The sequence below is a fragment of the Roseivivax sp. GX 12232 genome, assembly GCF_021272185.1.
Classification (GTDB): Bacteria; Pseudomonadota; Alphaproteobacteria; order Rhodobacterales; family Rhodobacteraceae; genus Roseivivax.
Window position 1 is genome coordinate 37,865 of sequence record NZ_JAJSEC010000012.1, and the last position, 15,443, is coordinate 53,307.

14 protein-coding genes and 1 other RNA gene are annotated in these 15,443 nt (G+C 69.1%); 8 read left to right on the top strand and 7 right to left on the bottom strand.

Features of this window, described 5'->3' with window-relative positions; all coding sequences use genetic code 11:
* Positions 1 to 292: 292 nt before the first annotated feature.
* The 3 genes from LR948_RS16925 to nudC form a co-directional block, all read right to left on the bottom strand.
* Positions 293 to 1,099 carry a DUF4198 domain-containing protein gene (locus LR948_RS16925; protein WP_232755271.1) on the bottom strand — a complete coding sequence of 269 codons (807 nt, stop codon included), beginning with the start codon at positions 1,097 to 1,099 and terminating at the stop codon, positions 293 to 295.
* A gap of 80 nt (positions 1,100 to 1,179) precedes the next feature.
* Positions 1,180 to 1,644, bottom strand: a complete 465-nt coding sequence (locus LR948_RS16930; RefSeq protein ID WP_232755272.1) for an SRPBCC family protein — start codon at positions 1,642 to 1,644, stop codon at positions 1,180 to 1,182.
* 45 nt (positions 1,645 to 1,689) lie between these two features.
* Positions 1,690 to 2,652, bottom strand: a complete 963-nt coding sequence (gene nudC, locus LR948_RS16935; RefSeq protein WP_232755273.1) for an NAD(+) diphosphatase — start codon at positions 2,650 to 2,652, stop codon at positions 1,690 to 1,692.
* 171 nt (positions 2,653 to 2,823) lie between these two features.
* Between nudC and LR948_RS16940 the strand changes: the two genes are divergently transcribed.
* Together LR948_RS16940 and ffs are read left to right on the top strand one after the other, a co-directional pair.
* On the top strand, positions 2,824 to 4,584 hold the full coding sequence (locus tag LR948_RS16940) for a 5'-nucleotidase C-terminal domain-containing protein (RefSeq protein ID WP_232755274.1): 1,761 nt from the start codon (positions 2,824 to 2,826) through the stop codon (positions 4,582 to 4,584).
* Between the two features lie 333 nt (positions 4,585 to 4,917).
* Positions 4,918 to 5,015, top strand: an RNA gene (ffs, locus tag LR948_RS16945) — signal recognition particle sRNA small type.
* Positions 5,016 to 5,158: 143 nt separating this feature from the next.
* Here ffs and LR948_RS16950 read toward each other — a convergent pair.
* Positions 5,159 to 5,668, bottom strand: coding sequence for a protein-tyrosine phosphatase family protein (locus LR948_RS16950; protein WP_232755275.1), 510 nt, complete (start codon positions 5,666 to 5,668; stop codon positions 5,159 to 5,161).
* Between the two features lie 211 nt (positions 5,669 to 5,879).
* The gene (locus LR948_RS16955; RefSeq protein ID WP_232755276.1) at positions 5,880 to 6,719 is read right to left on the bottom strand and encodes a prephenate dehydratase; all 840 of its coding nucleotides are present in this window, start codon (positions 6,717 to 6,719) and stop codon (positions 5,880 to 5,882) included.
* A gap of 118 nt (positions 6,720 to 6,837) precedes the next feature.
* Between LR948_RS16955 and LR948_RS16960 the strand changes: the two genes are divergently transcribed.
* From LR948_RS16960 to LR948_RS16980, 5 genes are all read left to right on the top strand, one after another.
* The gene (locus LR948_RS16960) at positions 6,838 to 7,389 is read left to right on the top strand and encodes a cytochrome c family protein (protein ID WP_232755277.1); all 552 of its coding nucleotides are present in this window, start codon (positions 6,838 to 6,840) and stop codon (positions 7,387 to 7,389) included.
* A gap of 496 nt (positions 7,390 to 7,885) precedes the next feature.
* Complete coding sequence (locus tag LR948_RS16965) at positions 7,886 to 9,811, top strand: extracellular solute-binding protein (RefSeq protein WP_232755278.1); 1,926 nt, start codon at positions 7,886 to 7,888, stop codon at positions 9,809 to 9,811.
* 3 nt (positions 9,812 to 9,814) lie between these two features.
* Positions 9,815 to 10,906, top strand: a complete 1,092-nt coding sequence (locus tag LR948_RS16970; protein ID WP_232755279.1) for a microcin C ABC transporter permease YejB — start codon at positions 9,815 to 9,817, stop codon at positions 10,904 to 10,906.
* A 3-nt stretch (positions 10,907 to 10,909) separates the two neighbouring features.
* Positions 10,910 to 12,094 (top strand): ABC transporter permease, encoded by a 1,185-nt coding sequence (locus tag LR948_RS16975; RefSeq protein ID WP_370635001.1) that lies wholly within the window; start codon positions 10,910 to 10,912, stop codon positions 12,092 to 12,094.
* A 52-nt stretch (positions 12,095 to 12,146) separates the two neighbouring features.
* Positions 12,147 to 13,739, top strand: coding sequence for an ABC transporter ATP-binding protein (locus LR948_RS16980; protein WP_232755280.1), 1,593 nt, complete (start codon positions 12,147 to 12,149; stop codon positions 13,737 to 13,739).
* 243 nt (positions 13,740 to 13,982) lie between these two features.
* Here LR948_RS16980 and LR948_RS16985 read toward each other — a convergent pair whose 3' ends face one another.
* Together LR948_RS16985 and LR948_RS18930 are read right to left on the bottom strand one after the other, a co-directional pair.
* On the bottom strand, positions 13,983 to 14,129 hold the full coding sequence (locus LR948_RS16985; protein WP_232755281.1) for a hypothetical protein: 147 nt from the start codon (positions 14,127 to 14,129) through the stop codon (positions 13,983 to 13,985).
* Positions 14,126 to 14,260, bottom strand: coding sequence for a hypothetical protein (locus LR948_RS18930; protein ID WP_255703041.1), 135 nt, complete (start codon positions 14,258 to 14,260; stop codon positions 14,126 to 14,128). Before LR948_RS18930 ends, LR948_RS16985 begins: the two co-directional genes overlap by 4 nt.
* Before the next feature lie 99 nt (positions 14,261 to 14,359).
* Between LR948_RS18930 and LR948_RS16990 the strand changes: the two genes are divergently transcribed.
* Positions 14,360 to 15,229: a LysR family transcriptional regulator gene (locus tag LR948_RS16990; protein ID WP_232755282.1), complete on the top strand. Its 870-nt coding sequence runs from the start codon at positions 14,360 to 14,362 to the stop codon at positions 15,227 to 15,229.
* Positions 15,230 to 15,443 lie beyond the last annotated feature (214 nt).

A 15,443-nucleotide genomic window follows, 5' to 3' on the forward strand; every position in this document is an offset into this window, starting at 1 on the left:
CATTGGGGCGCTGTTACTCAGACGGCAGTGGCCGGGCGGCGTGCAGGGGCTGGACCCGCTGTCCTCTATATTGCCGCGCCCGGCATCTGCGATGCTATTCGGGCGCAAAGAGGGCGTGAGTTTTGAAGTTTCGGGAAGACCTCTGGCGTCGCGTGGATTTGGCGTTCCACGGCAACAGTCTGCTTTCGGTGAAGGACCGATTCTAGCAGGCGCACATCGACCTTCTCGGCAAGATCAATGGCACCTGCGTGCCAAGCAATCCGCCCTCACAAGCGACACCAGCCAACCTTCCTCACCCCGGCACCCTAAATGTCAGCGACGCCCAAAGGCTCTCCCAAGCTGGGTCCTCGGGGCCCGAGACTTCCAGCTCCCCGATCACCACCGCGTCGGCGAGATAGGCGTGGCCGGGGCGCACCGGCAGGACCGCGCGGCCCTCGGCGTCGGTCTCGACGAACTGCACCTCGACCGTCCCGTCCGGGGCGCGCGCGAACAGCTCGATCTGCGCCCCCTCGCGCGGCGCGCCTTCATAGAGCACCCGCACCGGCAGGCCCTCGGAGAGATCGTCGGTATAGGGGTTCGCCTCGGCCACGATCTCGGTCCGCAGCCCCACCTCGCGGTCCGCCCCCGCGCCGGAGCCGACGGCGACCAGCGACTTGGCGTAGCGGGTGTAGCGCTCACGGATGTTGCCGCGGTCGAGCCCGCGCTCGACGAAGCGCGACAGCGCCCAATCCGCATCCTTGTGGACCACGAAGGAGGCGAAGGTCTGGAAGTTCTCATAGGTCAGATCGTAGTCGCGGGTCTGATGCACGATCACCGCGAGGCCCTCCTCCGGGGCGGGCATCTGCAGCGCCGGGCGGTCGCCGGGGCGGCCCGGCACCTCGTAGACCTCCTCTCCCATGACCAGCTCGAAGCGGGTGATGTTGGGCGGCAGATAGGCGTAGCCGGGGCCTTCGAAAGCCTCTCCGACGCGGATGCTGGCGCGGATCTCGCCGCCCGCGGGCACCTGCCAGGGGTCGGGGTCGATCCAGAACTCATGCGCGGCCACGGGCAGGGCCGAGGCGAGCGCAAGGCAGAACGCGGTCAGGGTCTGGCGGATCATCGGCGCCTCCGGGGGTCGGACTCAACAGAACTGACGAAAGAGCCTAGCGCAGAACCGCCCCACCGCCATCACCCGGTCCATCACGTCCGCTTCAGCCGCGCCTCGAGGTCCGAGGCCGCCTGCGCCACCCGGGTCTTGAACTTCCGGTCGAGCCGCCCCTTGGCGAGCTTCATCGACTGCAGGATCAGCCGCGCGGAAAGCGTCTTGGCGCTGAGATGCGCGTCGATACTGACCCGCGTGCGGGTCCGCGCCAGCGCCACGCATTCCACGATGGTACGGATCTCGAGCCCGCCCGAGACCGCGTCGAAGACCATAAGCGTCGGCGGCTCGTGGCGGCTCAGCGTCACATCGGCCTCGCGCGCCTTGCCGCGGTAGCGGAAGCCGGCGCGCCAGCTCGCGCCCTCGCCCGCCGCGCCGCCGCCGTCGGTGCGGGTGATCTCGACCCCGCGGCGCATGATCTGGCGCTCGATGGCGGGGAAATCCGACAGCGCCCCGAAGACCGCGTCGAGCGGCGCCTCGATGTCTTCCGTGCGTGAAAACTGCATGTCTGCTCCGTCTCTGCGCCACCCCTTCGGCGGGCGGCCTTGGTCTCAGTCCAGCCTGTCCGCAAGCCAGTTCGTCAGCATGAAATGCGCAATTGCCCCGCGCCGCGCCGGCAGAAGCCCCGTCGCTTCGCCCGAGAGCGTGGCCAGGATGCGCTCCTTGGTGACCCATTGCGCGGCCTCGATCTCGTTGGGATCGAGGGTGATCTCGCTCGAGCGCGCCTCGGCGTGGCAGCCGATCATCAGCGAGTTCGGAAAGGCCCAGGGCTGGCTCGCGAGGTAGCGCACCGGGCCGACCGCCACGCCGGTCTCTTCCTGCACCTCGCGGCGCACCGCGGCCTCCACCGTCTCGCCGGGTTCGAGAAAGCCCGCGAGGCAGGAATACATGCCCTTGGGCCAGCCCGGCGACCGCCCCAGAAGCGTGTAGGGCCCCTTGGTCACCAGCATGATGACCACCGGGTCGGTGCGCGGGAAATGCCGCCCGCCGCAGGCGGGGCAGAGCCGCTGCCAGCCGGCCTCGGCCAGGGCGCTCTCGGTGCCGCAGCGCGAACAGAAGCGGTGCGAGGCATGCCAGCCGAGGACCGCCTTGGCGGTGGCGGCCAGTTCGGCCTCGAAGGGGGTGAGCCAGGTCATCACCCGGCGCAGCTCGACGAAGCGCCCCTCGGGGCAGGCGGGATGCACCTGTTCGGTGGGATCGGCGAAACGCTGAAGCGCGTCCGCGTCGAGCCCCTCGGGCTCCCAGCCCGAGAGCTCCAGCGCGAAGCGCGGCGCGCCGCCCGCGCGGCCCAGGAAGATCCGCTCGCCGGTCTCGGCCAAAAGCGGATGGTCCATGGGCAGCTGCACCAGCCGCGCGGGGTTTCCTTGCGAGATCAGCACCTTGCCGCGCCAGAGCAGGGTCGCACATGCCGCGGGGTCCCGCGCCAGCGCCGCCTGCGCCTCGGCGTCGCCGCGCAGCTCGGCGGCGCGGTCGAAGCCGGCCCCGCCGAAGGTCACCTCTTCCGCATGTCTCATCGCCCCTCCCGCGCCAATGGCGCAACGCCCCAGGGTTGCATTTTACCCAGCGCATAATGCAACCTATGGTTGATTTTTGCTACGCCGCGCCCTAGTCTCCTGCATCGCAGATCACACAAGGGGACCGGCGTGACGGGTGCAAGCGCCAAAAGCCTCCACGAGTCCGACCGTGTGGCTTCCTTGCGTCTTCTCGCCATCACCGATCTGCACGCGCGGCTCCTGCCCTATGACCACGACAGCGACAGCCCGCGCCCGGGCAGCGGGCTGGCCTGCCTGGCGGGCACCATCGCGCGGGCCCGGCGCGAGGTCTCGGCCTCGCTGCTCTTCGACAACGGCGACACCTACCAGGGCGACGCCCTGGGCGAGATCCTCGCCCGCGACATGATGCGCGCCGAGGCGCAGGGGCTGCTGGCCCATCCGGTGGCCGCGGCGCTCGGGGCGCTGGGGCTCGACGCGGCGGTGCCGGGCAACCACGACTTCGACTTCGGGCTCGACACCCTGCGGGCCATCGCCAGAAGCGCGCCCTTCCCTTTCGTGTTGACCAACCTCGTGGCGGCGCGGGGCGAAGGACCGCTCGCCGACCGCCCGCTCCTGCCCCCTGCGGTGATGCTCGACCGGAGCCTCACGCTCGAGACCGGCGAGGTGCGGCCGATCCGCATCGGGGTCCTGGGACTGGTGCCGCCCGGCACGCCGGCGCGCGACCCCGCGGATCCGGTCGCCCGGGCCGAAGGCCGCGACCTTCTCGCCACGGTCGAGGCCTGGGCACCCTACCTGCGCGGGGCGGGCGCGGACCTCGTGGTCTCGCTCTGCCATTCGGGGCTCGGGCCGATGCATCCGCGCCCGGGGCTCGAGGATGCCGCACTCCTGGTCGCGGGCCACCCGCAGGTCGACGCGGTGATCGCCGGGCACCGCCACGAGCGCCACGCCCGCCCTGCCGCGGGCGGACGCGCGCCGCTGGTCGCTCCTGCCGCCCATGGCCGCGAGCTGGGCGTCATCGACCTGCGGCTCGCGCCGCGTCCGGGCGGCGGCTGGCGGCTGGCCGAAAGCGCGGTGGACCTGCGCCCCGCCGATGCCGCGCCGGGCTTCGAGGCCCGCCCCGTGGCGCGCATCGCCGCCCCCGCCCATGCCCGCGCCCGGGCGCTGCTTTCCGAGGTGATCGGCGAAAGCGCGGTGGCGCTGCAGACCTATCTCGCGCGGGTCCGGCCGCTGGCGGCGACCTCCCTCATCGCCGAGGCACAGGCCGCCTATGCCCGCACCGAGATCGGCGGCGGCGGGCTGCCGCTTCTCTCTGCAGCCGCCCCCTTCAAGGCCGGCGGGGCCGAGGGCGGCGAGGGGTTCACCCATGTGCCCGCCGGGCCCATCGCGCTGCGGCACGTGCATGACCTTTACCCCTATGCCAACCGGGTGAGCCTGCGCTGCCTGAGCGGTGCCGAGGTCCGCGACTGGCTCGAACGCGCCGCGGTCGTCTTCCGCCCGCTGGGGCCCGGGGCGCGTGATGCGCCGCTCCTGGAGCCGGGCTCGGCGGGCTACGACTTCGACCTGATCCACGGGCTGCGGTTTTCGATCGACCTCGCGGCGCCCGCCGGGGAGAGGATCCGCGGGCTGGCCCTGCCCTGCGGGACGCCCATCGCGCCCGGGGCGCGGCTGCATCTCGTGACCAACAGCTTCCGCGCCGGGGCCGAGGACGGCTTTCCCTCGGGCGCGCCGGTCCTCGAGGGCGGGCCGCTGGTGCGCGACATCCTCGCCGATTTCATCCGCCAGCGCGGGCGGCTGGGCCCGAAGCTTGCCGCGCCGGGGGGCTGGTCCTTCGCGCCGCTGCCCGGGGCCTCGGCGGTGTTTCCGGTGCCCGAGGCCGCCCGGCCTTTCGTGGAGGCGGAGGGGCTGGAGTGGGTTGGTGGTTCGGATGGGGGGCTGGGGCGGTTGCGGTTGTGAGGATTGGGGGTGGCTGGTGTGGGTGGATTTGCGCCCGAACAGCACCGAAGGTGCCGGGCGCGCGCCGGACCGGCCCCTTGGGCCGGCGCTCCTTGGGGTGGCGCGCCTAGTTGGTCGTTAGTCCTGACCTTGTGGGGATAAAGCGCGCAGCTAAAAGGGCAGCAGCGCCGGCCCCCCGGTCCGGCGCGCGCCCTCTGGCGGGATTCGACCGGACGTGGGGATTTGCGGCGCGGGGGCCGACATGCGCCAATCACGAACGGCGGAACATCATCCGCACCTCCCTCACCTCACCCCGAGGGTTGCGAATCCGTGCGGTGACGCCTATTTCGGCCTTGAGAGGTTGGCGCGGGCAGGCGCCTCGCCAACCCGGTCAGGTCCGGAAGGAAGCAGCCGTAACGAGCCCCGCTTGGGTCGCGTTCAGCCTCTCACCTTATCCCTTCAGTGCAGATGTTTTGATGCGATGGTCCAGTTGGGGCCGTCGAGGGTGCTTTGGCGCCTTTGCAAAGGCAAAGTGCGCGTTCCCCGCAAAACCCATTTATTCCAAAACCTTGGCGTAAGGCGACGCCCCGCCCCCTCAACTATGCCGCAAAAACGGCACCGGCTCCGGCCGCGCGGCCAGGGCCCAGCGCATCTGGGCCTCGGTCTCGATGGCGCAGGGGCGCACGGCGCGCAGGCGGGGCAGCGCCTCGTCGGGGGCCTCACCCATCTCGATCATCAGCCGCAGCGCCGCCATGCCCGAACGCCCGCAGCCCGCGCGGCAGTGCACCAGCACCCGGCCGCCCCCCAGAAGCGCCTTGCGCGCGAACCCCGAGACCGCGACCCAGCGGGTGTCGAAGGCGGTGTCGGGCGCGCCGCCGTCCTCGATCTCGATCTGGTCCCAGCGGGTGCCGCGCTGCTGCATGTCGGCGCCGAAACTCTCGGCCCCGGCCATGTAAAGCTCAAGCCGGGTGACCAGCGACAGAACCAGCGCCGGGCGCCAGTGCCTCAGATGCTCGAGATCGCCCGCGTAATCGCCCGAAGCCCCGGGCATGGGCGCGATGCCGAGGATGCCGCTGCCGACCGCGAGGGCGTGGATCACATGCATGAGGCTGCCTCCCGCACGGGCCTCACGCCCGCGCAAAGGCACCGGGCGCCGCGCGGGCCGCAGCCCGCGCCGCTCGTCTGCTTGGAGCCGCCTGGGTCCATGCCTCCTCCTTGCAAAGACCGCCTGTCGCGGGATCATACAGGCTTTGCATCGGGAGATAAGGCAATTCTGCTGCAAGGCGAGGCGCTTGCGGGACGCCCGCGCCCCGGGGTCAGGGCCGCCGGGCGTCGCGGGGATAGGTGCCGAGGATGGTTAGCTCCTCGGTGAAATAGGCCAGCTCCTCGAGCGCGCGGGCGACGGCGGGATCCTCGGGGTGGCCCTCGATGTCGGCGTAGAACTGGCTCGCCTCGAAGGAGCCGCCGACCATGTAGCTCTCGAGCTTGGTCATGTTGACGCCATTGGTCGCGAAGCCCCCCATTGCCTTGTAGAGCGCCGCGGGAATGTTGCGGGTCTGGAAGACGAAGGTGGTCAGCATGCCGTGATCGCCGCGCCGGGTCAGGTCGGCCTCGGGGCTCATCACCAGGAAGCGGGTGGTGTTGTTGCCTTCGTCCTCGATGTGGCGGGCCAGGACGTCGAGCCCGTAGATCTCGGCGGCCAGCTCGCCCGCCAGCGCGCCGCGCGACCGCACGCCGGCCTCGGCGATGGCCCGGGCCGAGCCCGCGGTGTCCGCCCCCGTCACCCGCCGGATGCCGTTGTCGCGCAGGAAATTGCGGCACTGCCCCAGAAGCACCGTGTGGCTCTGGGCCTCGGCGATGTCGGCGATGGTGGTGCCCGGCACGCCCAGAAGGTTGATGTGCACCCGCACGAAGGCCTCGCCGATGATCTTCAGCTCGGAGCCCGGCAGGAGCGAATGGATGTCGGCCACCCGGCCGTAGGTGGAGTTCTCCACCGGCAGCATCGCGAGCTCGGCCTGGCCGGTCTTCACCGCCTCGATCGCATCCTCGAAGGTGCGGCAGGCCAGGGCCTCGTGGTCGGGCCGCGCGCTGCGGCAGGCTTCGTGCGAATAGGCACCGGGTTCGCCCTGGAAGGCGATGCGTTTCTGACTGGCCATGAAAAGTCTCTGGAACTGGTCTCTCGAGGGGGCGTTTCGTCGCGGTGAGTATACCTTGCCTCTCCGAATTGGAACCAATAGAACCCGCTGAAACTCAGGACACGACGGACCGGACTCCATGTTTGACACGATGACCTTCACCAAGATCATTGGTGGCTTCTGCGGCGCTTTGCTTGTCTTCCTGCTGGGCGGCTGGGCCGCCGAGAGTCTCTTCCACGTCGGCGGGACGCATAGCGCCGAACACGGAGAGGGTCACGGCGAAGAGGGCGAACAGGTCGCCACCGGCTTCCCCATCGAGGTTGCCGAGGAAGACGGCGCCGCCGAAGAGGAAGAAGAGGTGGACTTCGCCTCGCTTTGGGAAAACGCCGACGCCGGCGCCGGCGAGCGCGTCTTCAGCCAGTGCCGCGCCTGCCACCAGCTCGAGGAAGGCGCCAATGCGGTTGGCCCCTATCTCTACGGCGTGGTCGACCGCGACATCGGGTCGGCGGAAGGCTTCAACTACTCCGGTGCGCTCTCCGAGGCGGGCGACGTCTGGACCCCGGAGAACCTCTTCAACTTCCTCGAGAACCCGCGCGGCTGGGCGCCGGGCACCTCGATGTCCTACAGCGGCCTGTCGGACCCCGAGGACCGGGTGAACCTGATCGCCTACCTCGATCAGACCGACAGCTGAGGCGCGGGGGCCCCGGCGCGGGGCCTTTTGCGACGGATCGGAAAGGCGCGGGCCCGGTTGGGTGCCGCGCCTTTTTGTTTGGGGCGGGGTGCTGCAAATAACGGCGCCCCGTCTGCCTCCCCTCACCACCACTTGCGCCCGAATAGCGCCGCAGGCGCCGGGCGCGCGCCGGACCGGCCCCTTGGGCCGGCGCTCTTGTGGGCGAAGCGCATAGCCAATCGCTAGTCCTGACCTTGCTGCCATAAAGCGCCTAGCCCGGAGCTAAGCAGCGCCGGCCCCCGGTCCGGCGCGCGCCCTCTGCCTGCTCGGGGTGCGGCGACACATTGGGACCCACTCCAACTCCGCCCACCAGCCCCGCACCCGCACGCCCCTCCCCCAACCTCACAGGGCGATTACACGCGGTTCACGCAATAGAAACTTGAACGTCCCCGCGGCGCGCCCTTACCGTGAATGAGGGGCCCGCCGGGCGCCCGCATATCACCAAAGGGAGAGGCCCATGACCCGTTTCGTCGACACCCGCCTGACGCGCCGGGAGGCGCTGGTCCTCTTTGGCGGGGCGGCCGCGACGGGGCTCGGCGGCCTGCCGCGTCCGGGCTTCGCGGCGGCGCATTCCGAGGTCATCCGCAGCCACGGCTATTCCTTCTACGGCGATCTGCAGTACCCCGAGGACTTCCCGCATTTCTCCTATGTGAACCCCGACGCCCCGCGCGGCGGCGAGATCATCCTGAGCGACCTCGGCACCTTCGACGGCTTCAACCGCTGGGCCAGCCAGGGCCGGCCCGAGGGCCTCTCCTCGGTGGTGGCCGAAAGCATGTTCGGCGACGGCCCCTGGGGCACGCCGACCCCGGCGGATTCGCTGACCGATGCCTACGGGCTCCTGGCCGAGGCGGTGGAATACCCCGAGGGCAAGGAATGGTGCGTCTTCCACATGCGCCCCGAGGCGCGCTTCTCGAACGGCACGCCGGTGACCGCGCATGACGCGCTCTTCACCCACAACCTGTTCCTGGAACAGGGCATCCGCTCCTACGCGCGGGCGGTGAAGGAACGCATCGCCGGCGTCGAGGTGATCGACGACCACACCATCCGCTTCGAGTTCGTCGACGGCATCTCGCGGCGCTCGCTGATCGAACAGGTCGGCGGCACGCCGGTCTTCTCCAAGGCCTGGTACGAGGAAACCGGCGAGCGGCTCGACAAGCCCAGCCTCAACTCGCCCATGGCCTCGGGGCCCTATGTGGTCGGCGATTACGAGATCAACCGCTACGTGGTCTACGAGCGCAACCCCGACTACTGGGGCTGGCACCTGCCGATCAACGTCGGGCGGCACAACTTCGACCGCGTGCGGATCGAGTATTTCGCCGACGACTCCGCCGATTTCGAGGCCTTCAAGGCCGGCGTCTACACCTTCCGCCCCGAGGGCAGCACCAAGCGCTGGGCCACCGGCTACGACTTCCCCAAGGTCGAGGAAGGCACCGTCAAGCGCGAGGAGATCGCCACCAGCACCGCGCCGCAGAGCACCGGCATCATCTACAACACCCAGCGCGCACCCTTCGACGACAAGACCGTCCGCCAGGCGCTGGGGCTGATGTACAACTTCGAGTGGACGCGGGAATCGCTGCAATACGGGCTGACCTCGGTGCGTGAAAGCTTCCTGCAGGGCACCGAGATGGCGGCCTCGGGCCTGCCCGGCGCCGACGAGAAGGCCTTTCTCGAGGCCCTGGGCGACGTGGTGCCGCCCGCGCTCTACACCGAAGAGGCGGTGGTGCCGCATACCTCGGACCCCGCCTCGGCGACCGACCGGCGCAACATGCGCCAGGCGCTCCGGCTCCTGCGCGAGGCGGGCTACGAGGTCGGCGACGACGGACGGCTGCGCGACGGCGAAGGCAACCCGCTCGAGGTGGAATTCCTGATCTCCTCGGCCACCGGCGACACCGTCGAGGCGCTGGTCACGACCTATGTCGGCAACCTGCAGGCCCTGGGCGTCGACGCCCGCGTCGAGAAGATCGACACCGCGCAGATCCAGCAGCGCTTCCTCGACAAGGACTACGACGTCCTTTTCACCCGCTACGTCAGCTTCATGTCGGTCGGCACCGGCCTCAAGCAGATGTTCGGCTCCGAGACCGCCGAGGTCTCGAGCTACAACCCCGCCACGCTGAAAAGCCCGCTGGTCGACGCGATCATCGAGAAGGCGCTCGACGCCGACAGCCGCGAGGAAGAGGTCACCGCGCTGAAGGTGCTCGACCGGGCGCTGCGCTGGGAACGCATCGTGATTTCCTCGGGATATGTTGCAGAGGCCTGGGTGGCCTATTACGACCTGTTCGGCCGGCCCGACGAGCTGCCGCCGCTTTCGGTCGGCTATCTCGATTTCTGGTGGTACGACGAAGACAAGGCCGAGGCCCTGAAGGCTTCCGGCGCATTGAGGTAACCCTTGGGCGCATACATCCTGCGGCGATTGCTGCTCGTGATTCCCACCCTCCTGGGGATCATGGTCGTCAATTTCACCCTCGTGCAGTTCGTCCCTGGCGGGCCGATCGAGCAGATCCTCGCCGAGATGCGGGGCGAAGGCGATGTCTTCGGCGGCTTCGCCGGCGCCAACAACGACGTCGGCATGACCGAGGAGACCTTCGGCTCGGACAGCGAATACGTCGGCGCCCGCGGCCTACCCAAGGACTTCATCGAGGAGCTTGAAAAGGAGTTCGGCTTCGACAAGCCGCCGCTGCAGCGCTTCCTCGACATGATGTGGAGCTACATGCGGCTCGACTTCGGCGAGAGCTACTTCCGCTCGATCTCGGTCACCGACCTGGTGCTGGAGAAGATGCCGGTGTCGATCACGCTGGGGCTCTGGTCGACGGTGATCGCCTATCTCGTCTCGATCCCGCTCGGCATCCGCAAGGCGGTGAACGACGGCACCAGCTTCGACACCTGGACCTCGGCCATGATCATCGTGGCCTATGCGATCCCGGGCTTCCTCTTCGCGATCCTGCTTCTGGTGCTGTTCGCGGGCGGCTCCTACTTCCAGATCTTCCCGCTCCGAGGATTGACCTCGGACAACTTCGAGGAGCTCTCGCTCATCGGCAAGGTGGCGGATTACTTCTGGCACATCGCCCTGCCGGTCACCGCCTCGACCATCTCGGCCTTCGCGACGCTGACGCTCTTGACCAAGAATTCCTTCCTGGACGAGATCAAGAAGCAATACGTGATGACCGCCCGGGCCAAGGGGCTGACCGAGCGCCGGGTGCTCTACGGCCATGTCTTCCGCAACGCCATGCTGATCGTGATCGCGGGCTTCCCGGCGGTCTTCATCGGGGTCTTCTTCGCCGGCAGCCTGATCATCGAGACGATCTTCTCGCTCGACGGGTTGGGGCGGCTCGGCTTCGAGGCGGCGGTGGCGCGCGACTACCCGGTGATCTTCGGCACGCTCTTCATCTTCGGCCTGATCGGCCTGGTGGTCGGGATCCTGTCGGACCTGATGTATGTCTTCGTCGATCCGCGCATCGACTTCGAAAAGCGGGAGGGCTGAGCCATGGCCGCCGATCCCGATCCCATCGCCCCCGAGCCGATGCCCGGCAAGCCCGTGGCGCCCGAGCCCCGGCCCGGCCGCTTCGCGCTCTCGCCCTTGAACAAGCGGCGCTGGCGCAACTTCAAGGCCAACCGCCGCGCCTTCTGGTCGCTCTGGATCTTCCTGGTGCTCTTCGGGCTGTCGCTCTTTGCGGAGTTCCTGGCCAACGACAAGCCGATCCTGGTCAGCTACCGGGGCGAGCTGCGGATGCCGATCTTCAGCTTCTACTCCGAGACCGATTTCGGCGGGGACTTCCGCACCGAGGCCGCCTATCGCGACCCCGAGGTGCGCTGCCTGATCGAGACCGGCGGGCTGATCGACTGTTTCGACGACCCCGACGGGCTGATCGTGGCGGCCCGCGACGGCGGCATCGAGGACCCCGATTTCGCCAAGGGCTGGATGCTCTGGCCGGTGATCCCCTACAGCTACGACACGCCGGTCGACCGCCCCGGCGCGGCGCCCCTGCCGCCCAACGGCGAGAACTGGCTCGGCACCGACGACACCAAGCGCGACGTCACCGCGCGGGTGATCTACGGCTTCCGACTGTCGATCATGTTCACCCTGATGGTGACCGTCGCCTCCTCGGTGATCGGGATCATCGCGGGCGCGGTGCAGGGCTATTTCGGCGGCTGGGTCGACCTGATCTTCCAGCGCCTGATCGAGATCTGGGCCGCGACGCCCTCGCTTTACATCATCATCATCCTCTTCGCGATCCTGGGCCGAAGTTTCTGGCTCCTGGTGCTGCTGACGGTGCTGTTCGGCTGGGTGGCGCTGGTCGGCGTGGTCCGGGCGGAATTCCTGCGCGCGCGCAACCTCGAATACGTGCGCGCGGCCAAGGCGCTCGGCGTGTCGAACTGGAAGATCATGTTCCGCCACATGCTGCCCAACGCCATGGTGGCGACCGTGACCATGCTGCCCTTCATCGTGACCGGCACGATCTCGACCCTGGCGGGGCTCGACTTCCTGGGCTTCGGCCTGCCTTCCTCGGCGCCCTCGCTCGGCGAGCTGACGCTGCAGGCCAAGCAGAACCTGCAGGCGCCCTGGCTCGGCTTCACGGCCTTCACCGTCTTCGCGGTGATGCTCTCGCTCCTGGTCTTCATCTTCGAGGGCGTGCGCGATGCCTTCGATCCCCGGAAGACCTTCTCGTGATGGACCGCCCCAAGCTCCCGGCGCCCCGCCCCACCCAAGAAAAGGCCCGCGCATGACCCGCACGCTCGACGTTCGAGACCTTCGCGTCACCTTCACCCAGGACGGGCAGGAGACCCAGGCCGTGCGCGGCGTCTCCTTCCATATCGACAAGGGCGAGACCGTGGCGCTGGTGGGCGAAAGCGGCTCGGGCAAATCGGTCACCGCGCTGTCCACGGTGCAGCTTCTGGGGCCCGCCGCCCGGGTCGAGGGCTCGGTGCGCTACGACGACCAGGAGATGGTCGGCGCCGCCGACAAGCTTCTGCGCAAGGTCCGCGGCAACGACATCTCCTTCATCTTCCAGGAGCCGATGACCTCGCTCAATCCGCTGCACACGCTGGAAAAGCAGCTCTCCGAAAGCCTGGCCCTGCACCAGGGCATCGTTGGAGAGGCGGCCCGCGCGCGGATCATCAGCCTGCTCGAGCAGGTGGGCATCCACGACCCCGAAAGCCGGCTCGGCGCCTATCCGCACCAGCTTTCCGGCGGGCAGCGGCAGCGGGTGATGATCGCCATGGCGCTCGCCAACCGGCCCGACCTGCTGATCGCCGACGAGCCGACGACCGCGCTCGACGTGACGATCCAGGCGCAGATCCTCGAGCTTCTGGGCGAGGTGCAGCGCGCCGAGGGCATGAGCCTTCTGTTCATCACCCACGACCTCGGCATCGTGCGGCGCATCGCGGACCGGGTCTGCGTGATGAAGGACGGCGAGATCGTCGAGGCCGGCCCGACCCGCGAGATCTTCGCCAACCCGCAGCACCCCTACACGCAGATGCTGCTTTCGGCGGAATCGACCGGCACGCCGGAACCGGTGGAGCCAGACGCCGAGGAGGTCGCCCGCACCGACAACCTGCGCATCTGGTTCCCGATCCAGAAGGGCCTGATGAAGCGCACCGTCGGCCATGTGAAGGCGGTGAACGACGCCACCGTCTCGGTGCGCGCCGGAGAGACCGTGGGCATCGTCGGGGAATCGGGCTCGGGCAAGACCACGCTGGCGCTGGCGATCATGCGGCTCATTCAGTCCAAGGGCGCGATCACCTACCGCGGGCAGGACGTGCGCGGCTGGAAGACCCGCGAGCTGCGGCGCCTGCGCTCGGACATGCAGATCGTCTTCCAGGACCCCTTCGGCTCGCTCAGCCCGCGGATGACCTGCGAACAGGTCATCGCCGAGGGCCTGGGCGTGCACGGCTCGCCCGACGGGCGGCCGCACCGCGAGCTGGTGACCGAGGTGATGCGCGAGGTGGGCCTCGATCCTTCCACCATGCACCGCTACCCGCACGAGTTCTCGGGCGGCCAGCGCCAGCGCATCGCCATCGCCCGCGCGATGGTGCTGCGGCCCCGGCTGGTGGTGCTGGACGAGCCGACCTCGGCGCTGGACATGACGGTGCAGGTGCAGATCGTCGACCTTTTGCGCGAGCTGCAGCGGAAATACGACCTGGCCTATCTGTTCATCTCGCACGACCTGAAGGTGGTGCGGGCGATGTCGCATAAGGTCATCGTGATGAAGCAGGGCGACGTGGTGGAATACGGTGCGACCGAGGAGATCTTTGAGGCGCCGAAGACCGAGTACACCCGGACGCTGATCGCCGCCGCCTTCGATCCGGTGGGCTGAGGGCGCGGGCCCTCTGGCTATGCGGGCGGGGATTGGAGGGCCTTGCGGCGGGGTAACGCGCCGGGGCGGTCCAGTCGGGCTCAGGCGAGCCTGAAGCGCCGTCTCTCAGAGCCACTGCCCCTCGTGGTGCATCCAAAACCACGATCGCCCAGAGCCCCGAAACACCCCCCAAAACGAATCGGGGCCCCGGTCGTCATCCCGGAGCCCCGCTAATCGCGTGCTTCTGTGTCGGTCAAACCGGCGTCACCTCGCGCCGAAGAGACGGGTCGGGGCCTGCCGCGGCCGAGCCTCGGTCCACATCGAGGGCGGCAGCGTGAGGCGCATCTTCCAGGCCGCGTCGATGTCGCGGCGCAGCATCGCCTCGATCTGGCGCAGGACGGGATCGATCATTTCCGGGCCTCCTTCGGAACCTGGAATTTCACCCGCTCACGCTTCGGCGCGGCGATACGGCGTTCCCACGGCTGGAACTCGCTCCCGCGACCGGTGGCCGCCATGAAGCTTTGTGCAAGAATGTCGAACATACTGGAGCCTCCTTTCCTTCGCGCTCTAACATCCATATCGTCATTTCCGCGCGTTCATGCCACTCAGGAATTCTCACTAAGTGTAAGCCAGGGTTTCATATGGACTGGTCCAGCCTCCCTCCCCTCTCGGCGCTGCGAGCCTTCGCGGCCTATACCGAATGCGGGTCGGTCACCGAGGCCGGCCGGCGGCTGAACGTGAGCCACGCGGCGATCAGCCAGCAGATGCGCAACCTCGAGACCCACCTGGGGCTGAAGCTGCTCGACCGCAGCGGCCGCTCGCTGTCGCTGACCTACGAGGGCCACGAGCTGGCGAGCGCGCTCTCCGACGGCTTCGGCACCATCGCGGCGACCATCGAGGCGCTGACCGGCGCCGATGCGGACCGGCCGCTGAACGTCACCACCTCGCCGACCTTCGCGGCGAACTGGCTGATGCCCCGGCTCGCGGGCTTCGCGGTGGAGCACCCGGAGATCGACGTGATGATCGCGCCGACGCCGCAGCTCGTGCCGCTGGAGCCCGGCGGCACCGACGTGGCGATCCGCTACGGCAGCGGCAGCTGGCCGGGGCTCGAATCGGTGGAGCTTCTGCGCTCGCCGATCCACGTGGTCGCGGCGCCCTCGCTCGTGGGCCACGGCGCGGTGCCACGGCTCTCGGAGCTGACGCGCTATCCCTGGCTGCAGGAGCTGGGCACCTCGGAGGCGACCGAATGGCTCGAGAGCCACGGCGTGCCGGGGGCGCGGATCAAGGGGCTCTACGTGCCCGGCAACCTGATGCTCGACGGGGCGCGGAACGGCCAGGGCATCGCGGTCTCGACCCGCGTCGCGGTCGAGGAGGACCTGCGCGCCGGGCGGCTGCGGCTCCTGTTCGAGGAGCGCCCCGACGCGGGCTACCACGTGGTGACCCTGCCCGGCACCAAGCGCCCGCCGCTCAAGGCCTTCCTGCGGTGGATCCTGAAGGAGGTGAAGCGCTGAGGGGGCGCTGAAGCCGCTAACTGCGCTCACATCGTGGCGCATCGCACAGCGCGGCCCATGTGTCCCGCCCGCACAGCACCGGCCACGTGGCCGCGTGCCCCGCACGCAGGGGCCCTGCCCGCTACAGGGGCCGCTGTCGCCGCATGAAACGCAAGTCGCCTGGGCCACGCCCACTACGCACACCATCCTCACCGCACCCAACCCGCACAAAAAA

What these genes read in the sequence shown, in the direction of transcription:
- LR948_RS16925 (WP_232755271.1), bottom strand. Translation starts at nt 1,099, where the DNA reads ATGATCCGCCAGACCCTGACCGCGTTCTGCCTTGCGCTCGCCTCGGCC.
- LR948_RS16930 (WP_232755272.1), bottom strand. Translation starts at nt 1,644, where the DNA reads ATGCAGTTTTCACGCACGGAAGACATCGAGGCGCCGCTCGACGCGGTC.
- nudC (WP_232755273.1), bottom strand. Translation starts at nt 2,652, where the DNA reads ATGAGACATGCGGAAGAGGTGACCTTCGGCGGGGCCGGCTTCGACCGC.
- LR948_RS16950 (WP_232755275.1), bottom strand. Translation starts at nt 5,668, where the DNA reads ATGCATGTGATCCACGCCCTCGCGGTCGGCAGCGGCATCCTCGGCATC.
- LR948_RS16955 (WP_232755276.1), bottom strand. Translation starts at nt 6,719, where the DNA reads ATGGCCAGTCAGAAACGCATCGCCTTCCAGGGCGAACCCGGTGCCTAT.
- LR948_RS16960 (WP_232755277.1), top strand. Translation starts at nt 6,838, where the DNA reads ATGTTTGACACGATGACCTTCACCAAGATCATTGGTGGCTTCTGCGGC.
- LR948_RS16965 (WP_232755278.1), top strand. Translation starts at nt 7,886, where the DNA reads ATGACCCGTTTCGTCGACACCCGCCTGACGCGCCGGGAGGCGCTGGTC.
- LR948_RS16975 (WP_370635001.1), top strand. Translation starts at nt 10,910, where the DNA reads ATGGCCGCCGATCCCGATCCCATCGCCCCCGAGCCGATGCCCGGCAAG.
- LR948_RS16980 (WP_232755280.1), top strand. Translation starts at nt 12,147, where the DNA reads ATGACCCGCACGCTCGACGTTCGAGACCTTCGCGTCACCTTCACCCAG.
- LR948_RS16985 (WP_232755281.1), bottom strand. Translation starts at nt 14,129, where the DNA reads ATGATCGATCCCGTCCTGCGCCAGATCGAGGCGATGCTGCGCCGCGAC.
- LR948_RS18930 (WP_255703041.1), bottom strand. Translation starts at nt 14,260, where the DNA reads ATGTTCGACATTCTTGCACAAAGCTTCATGGCGGCCACCGGTCGCGGG.
- LR948_RS16990 (WP_232755282.1), top strand. Translation starts at nt 14,360, where the DNA reads ATGGACTGGTCCAGCCTCCCTCCCCTCTCGGCGCTGCGAGCCTTCGCG.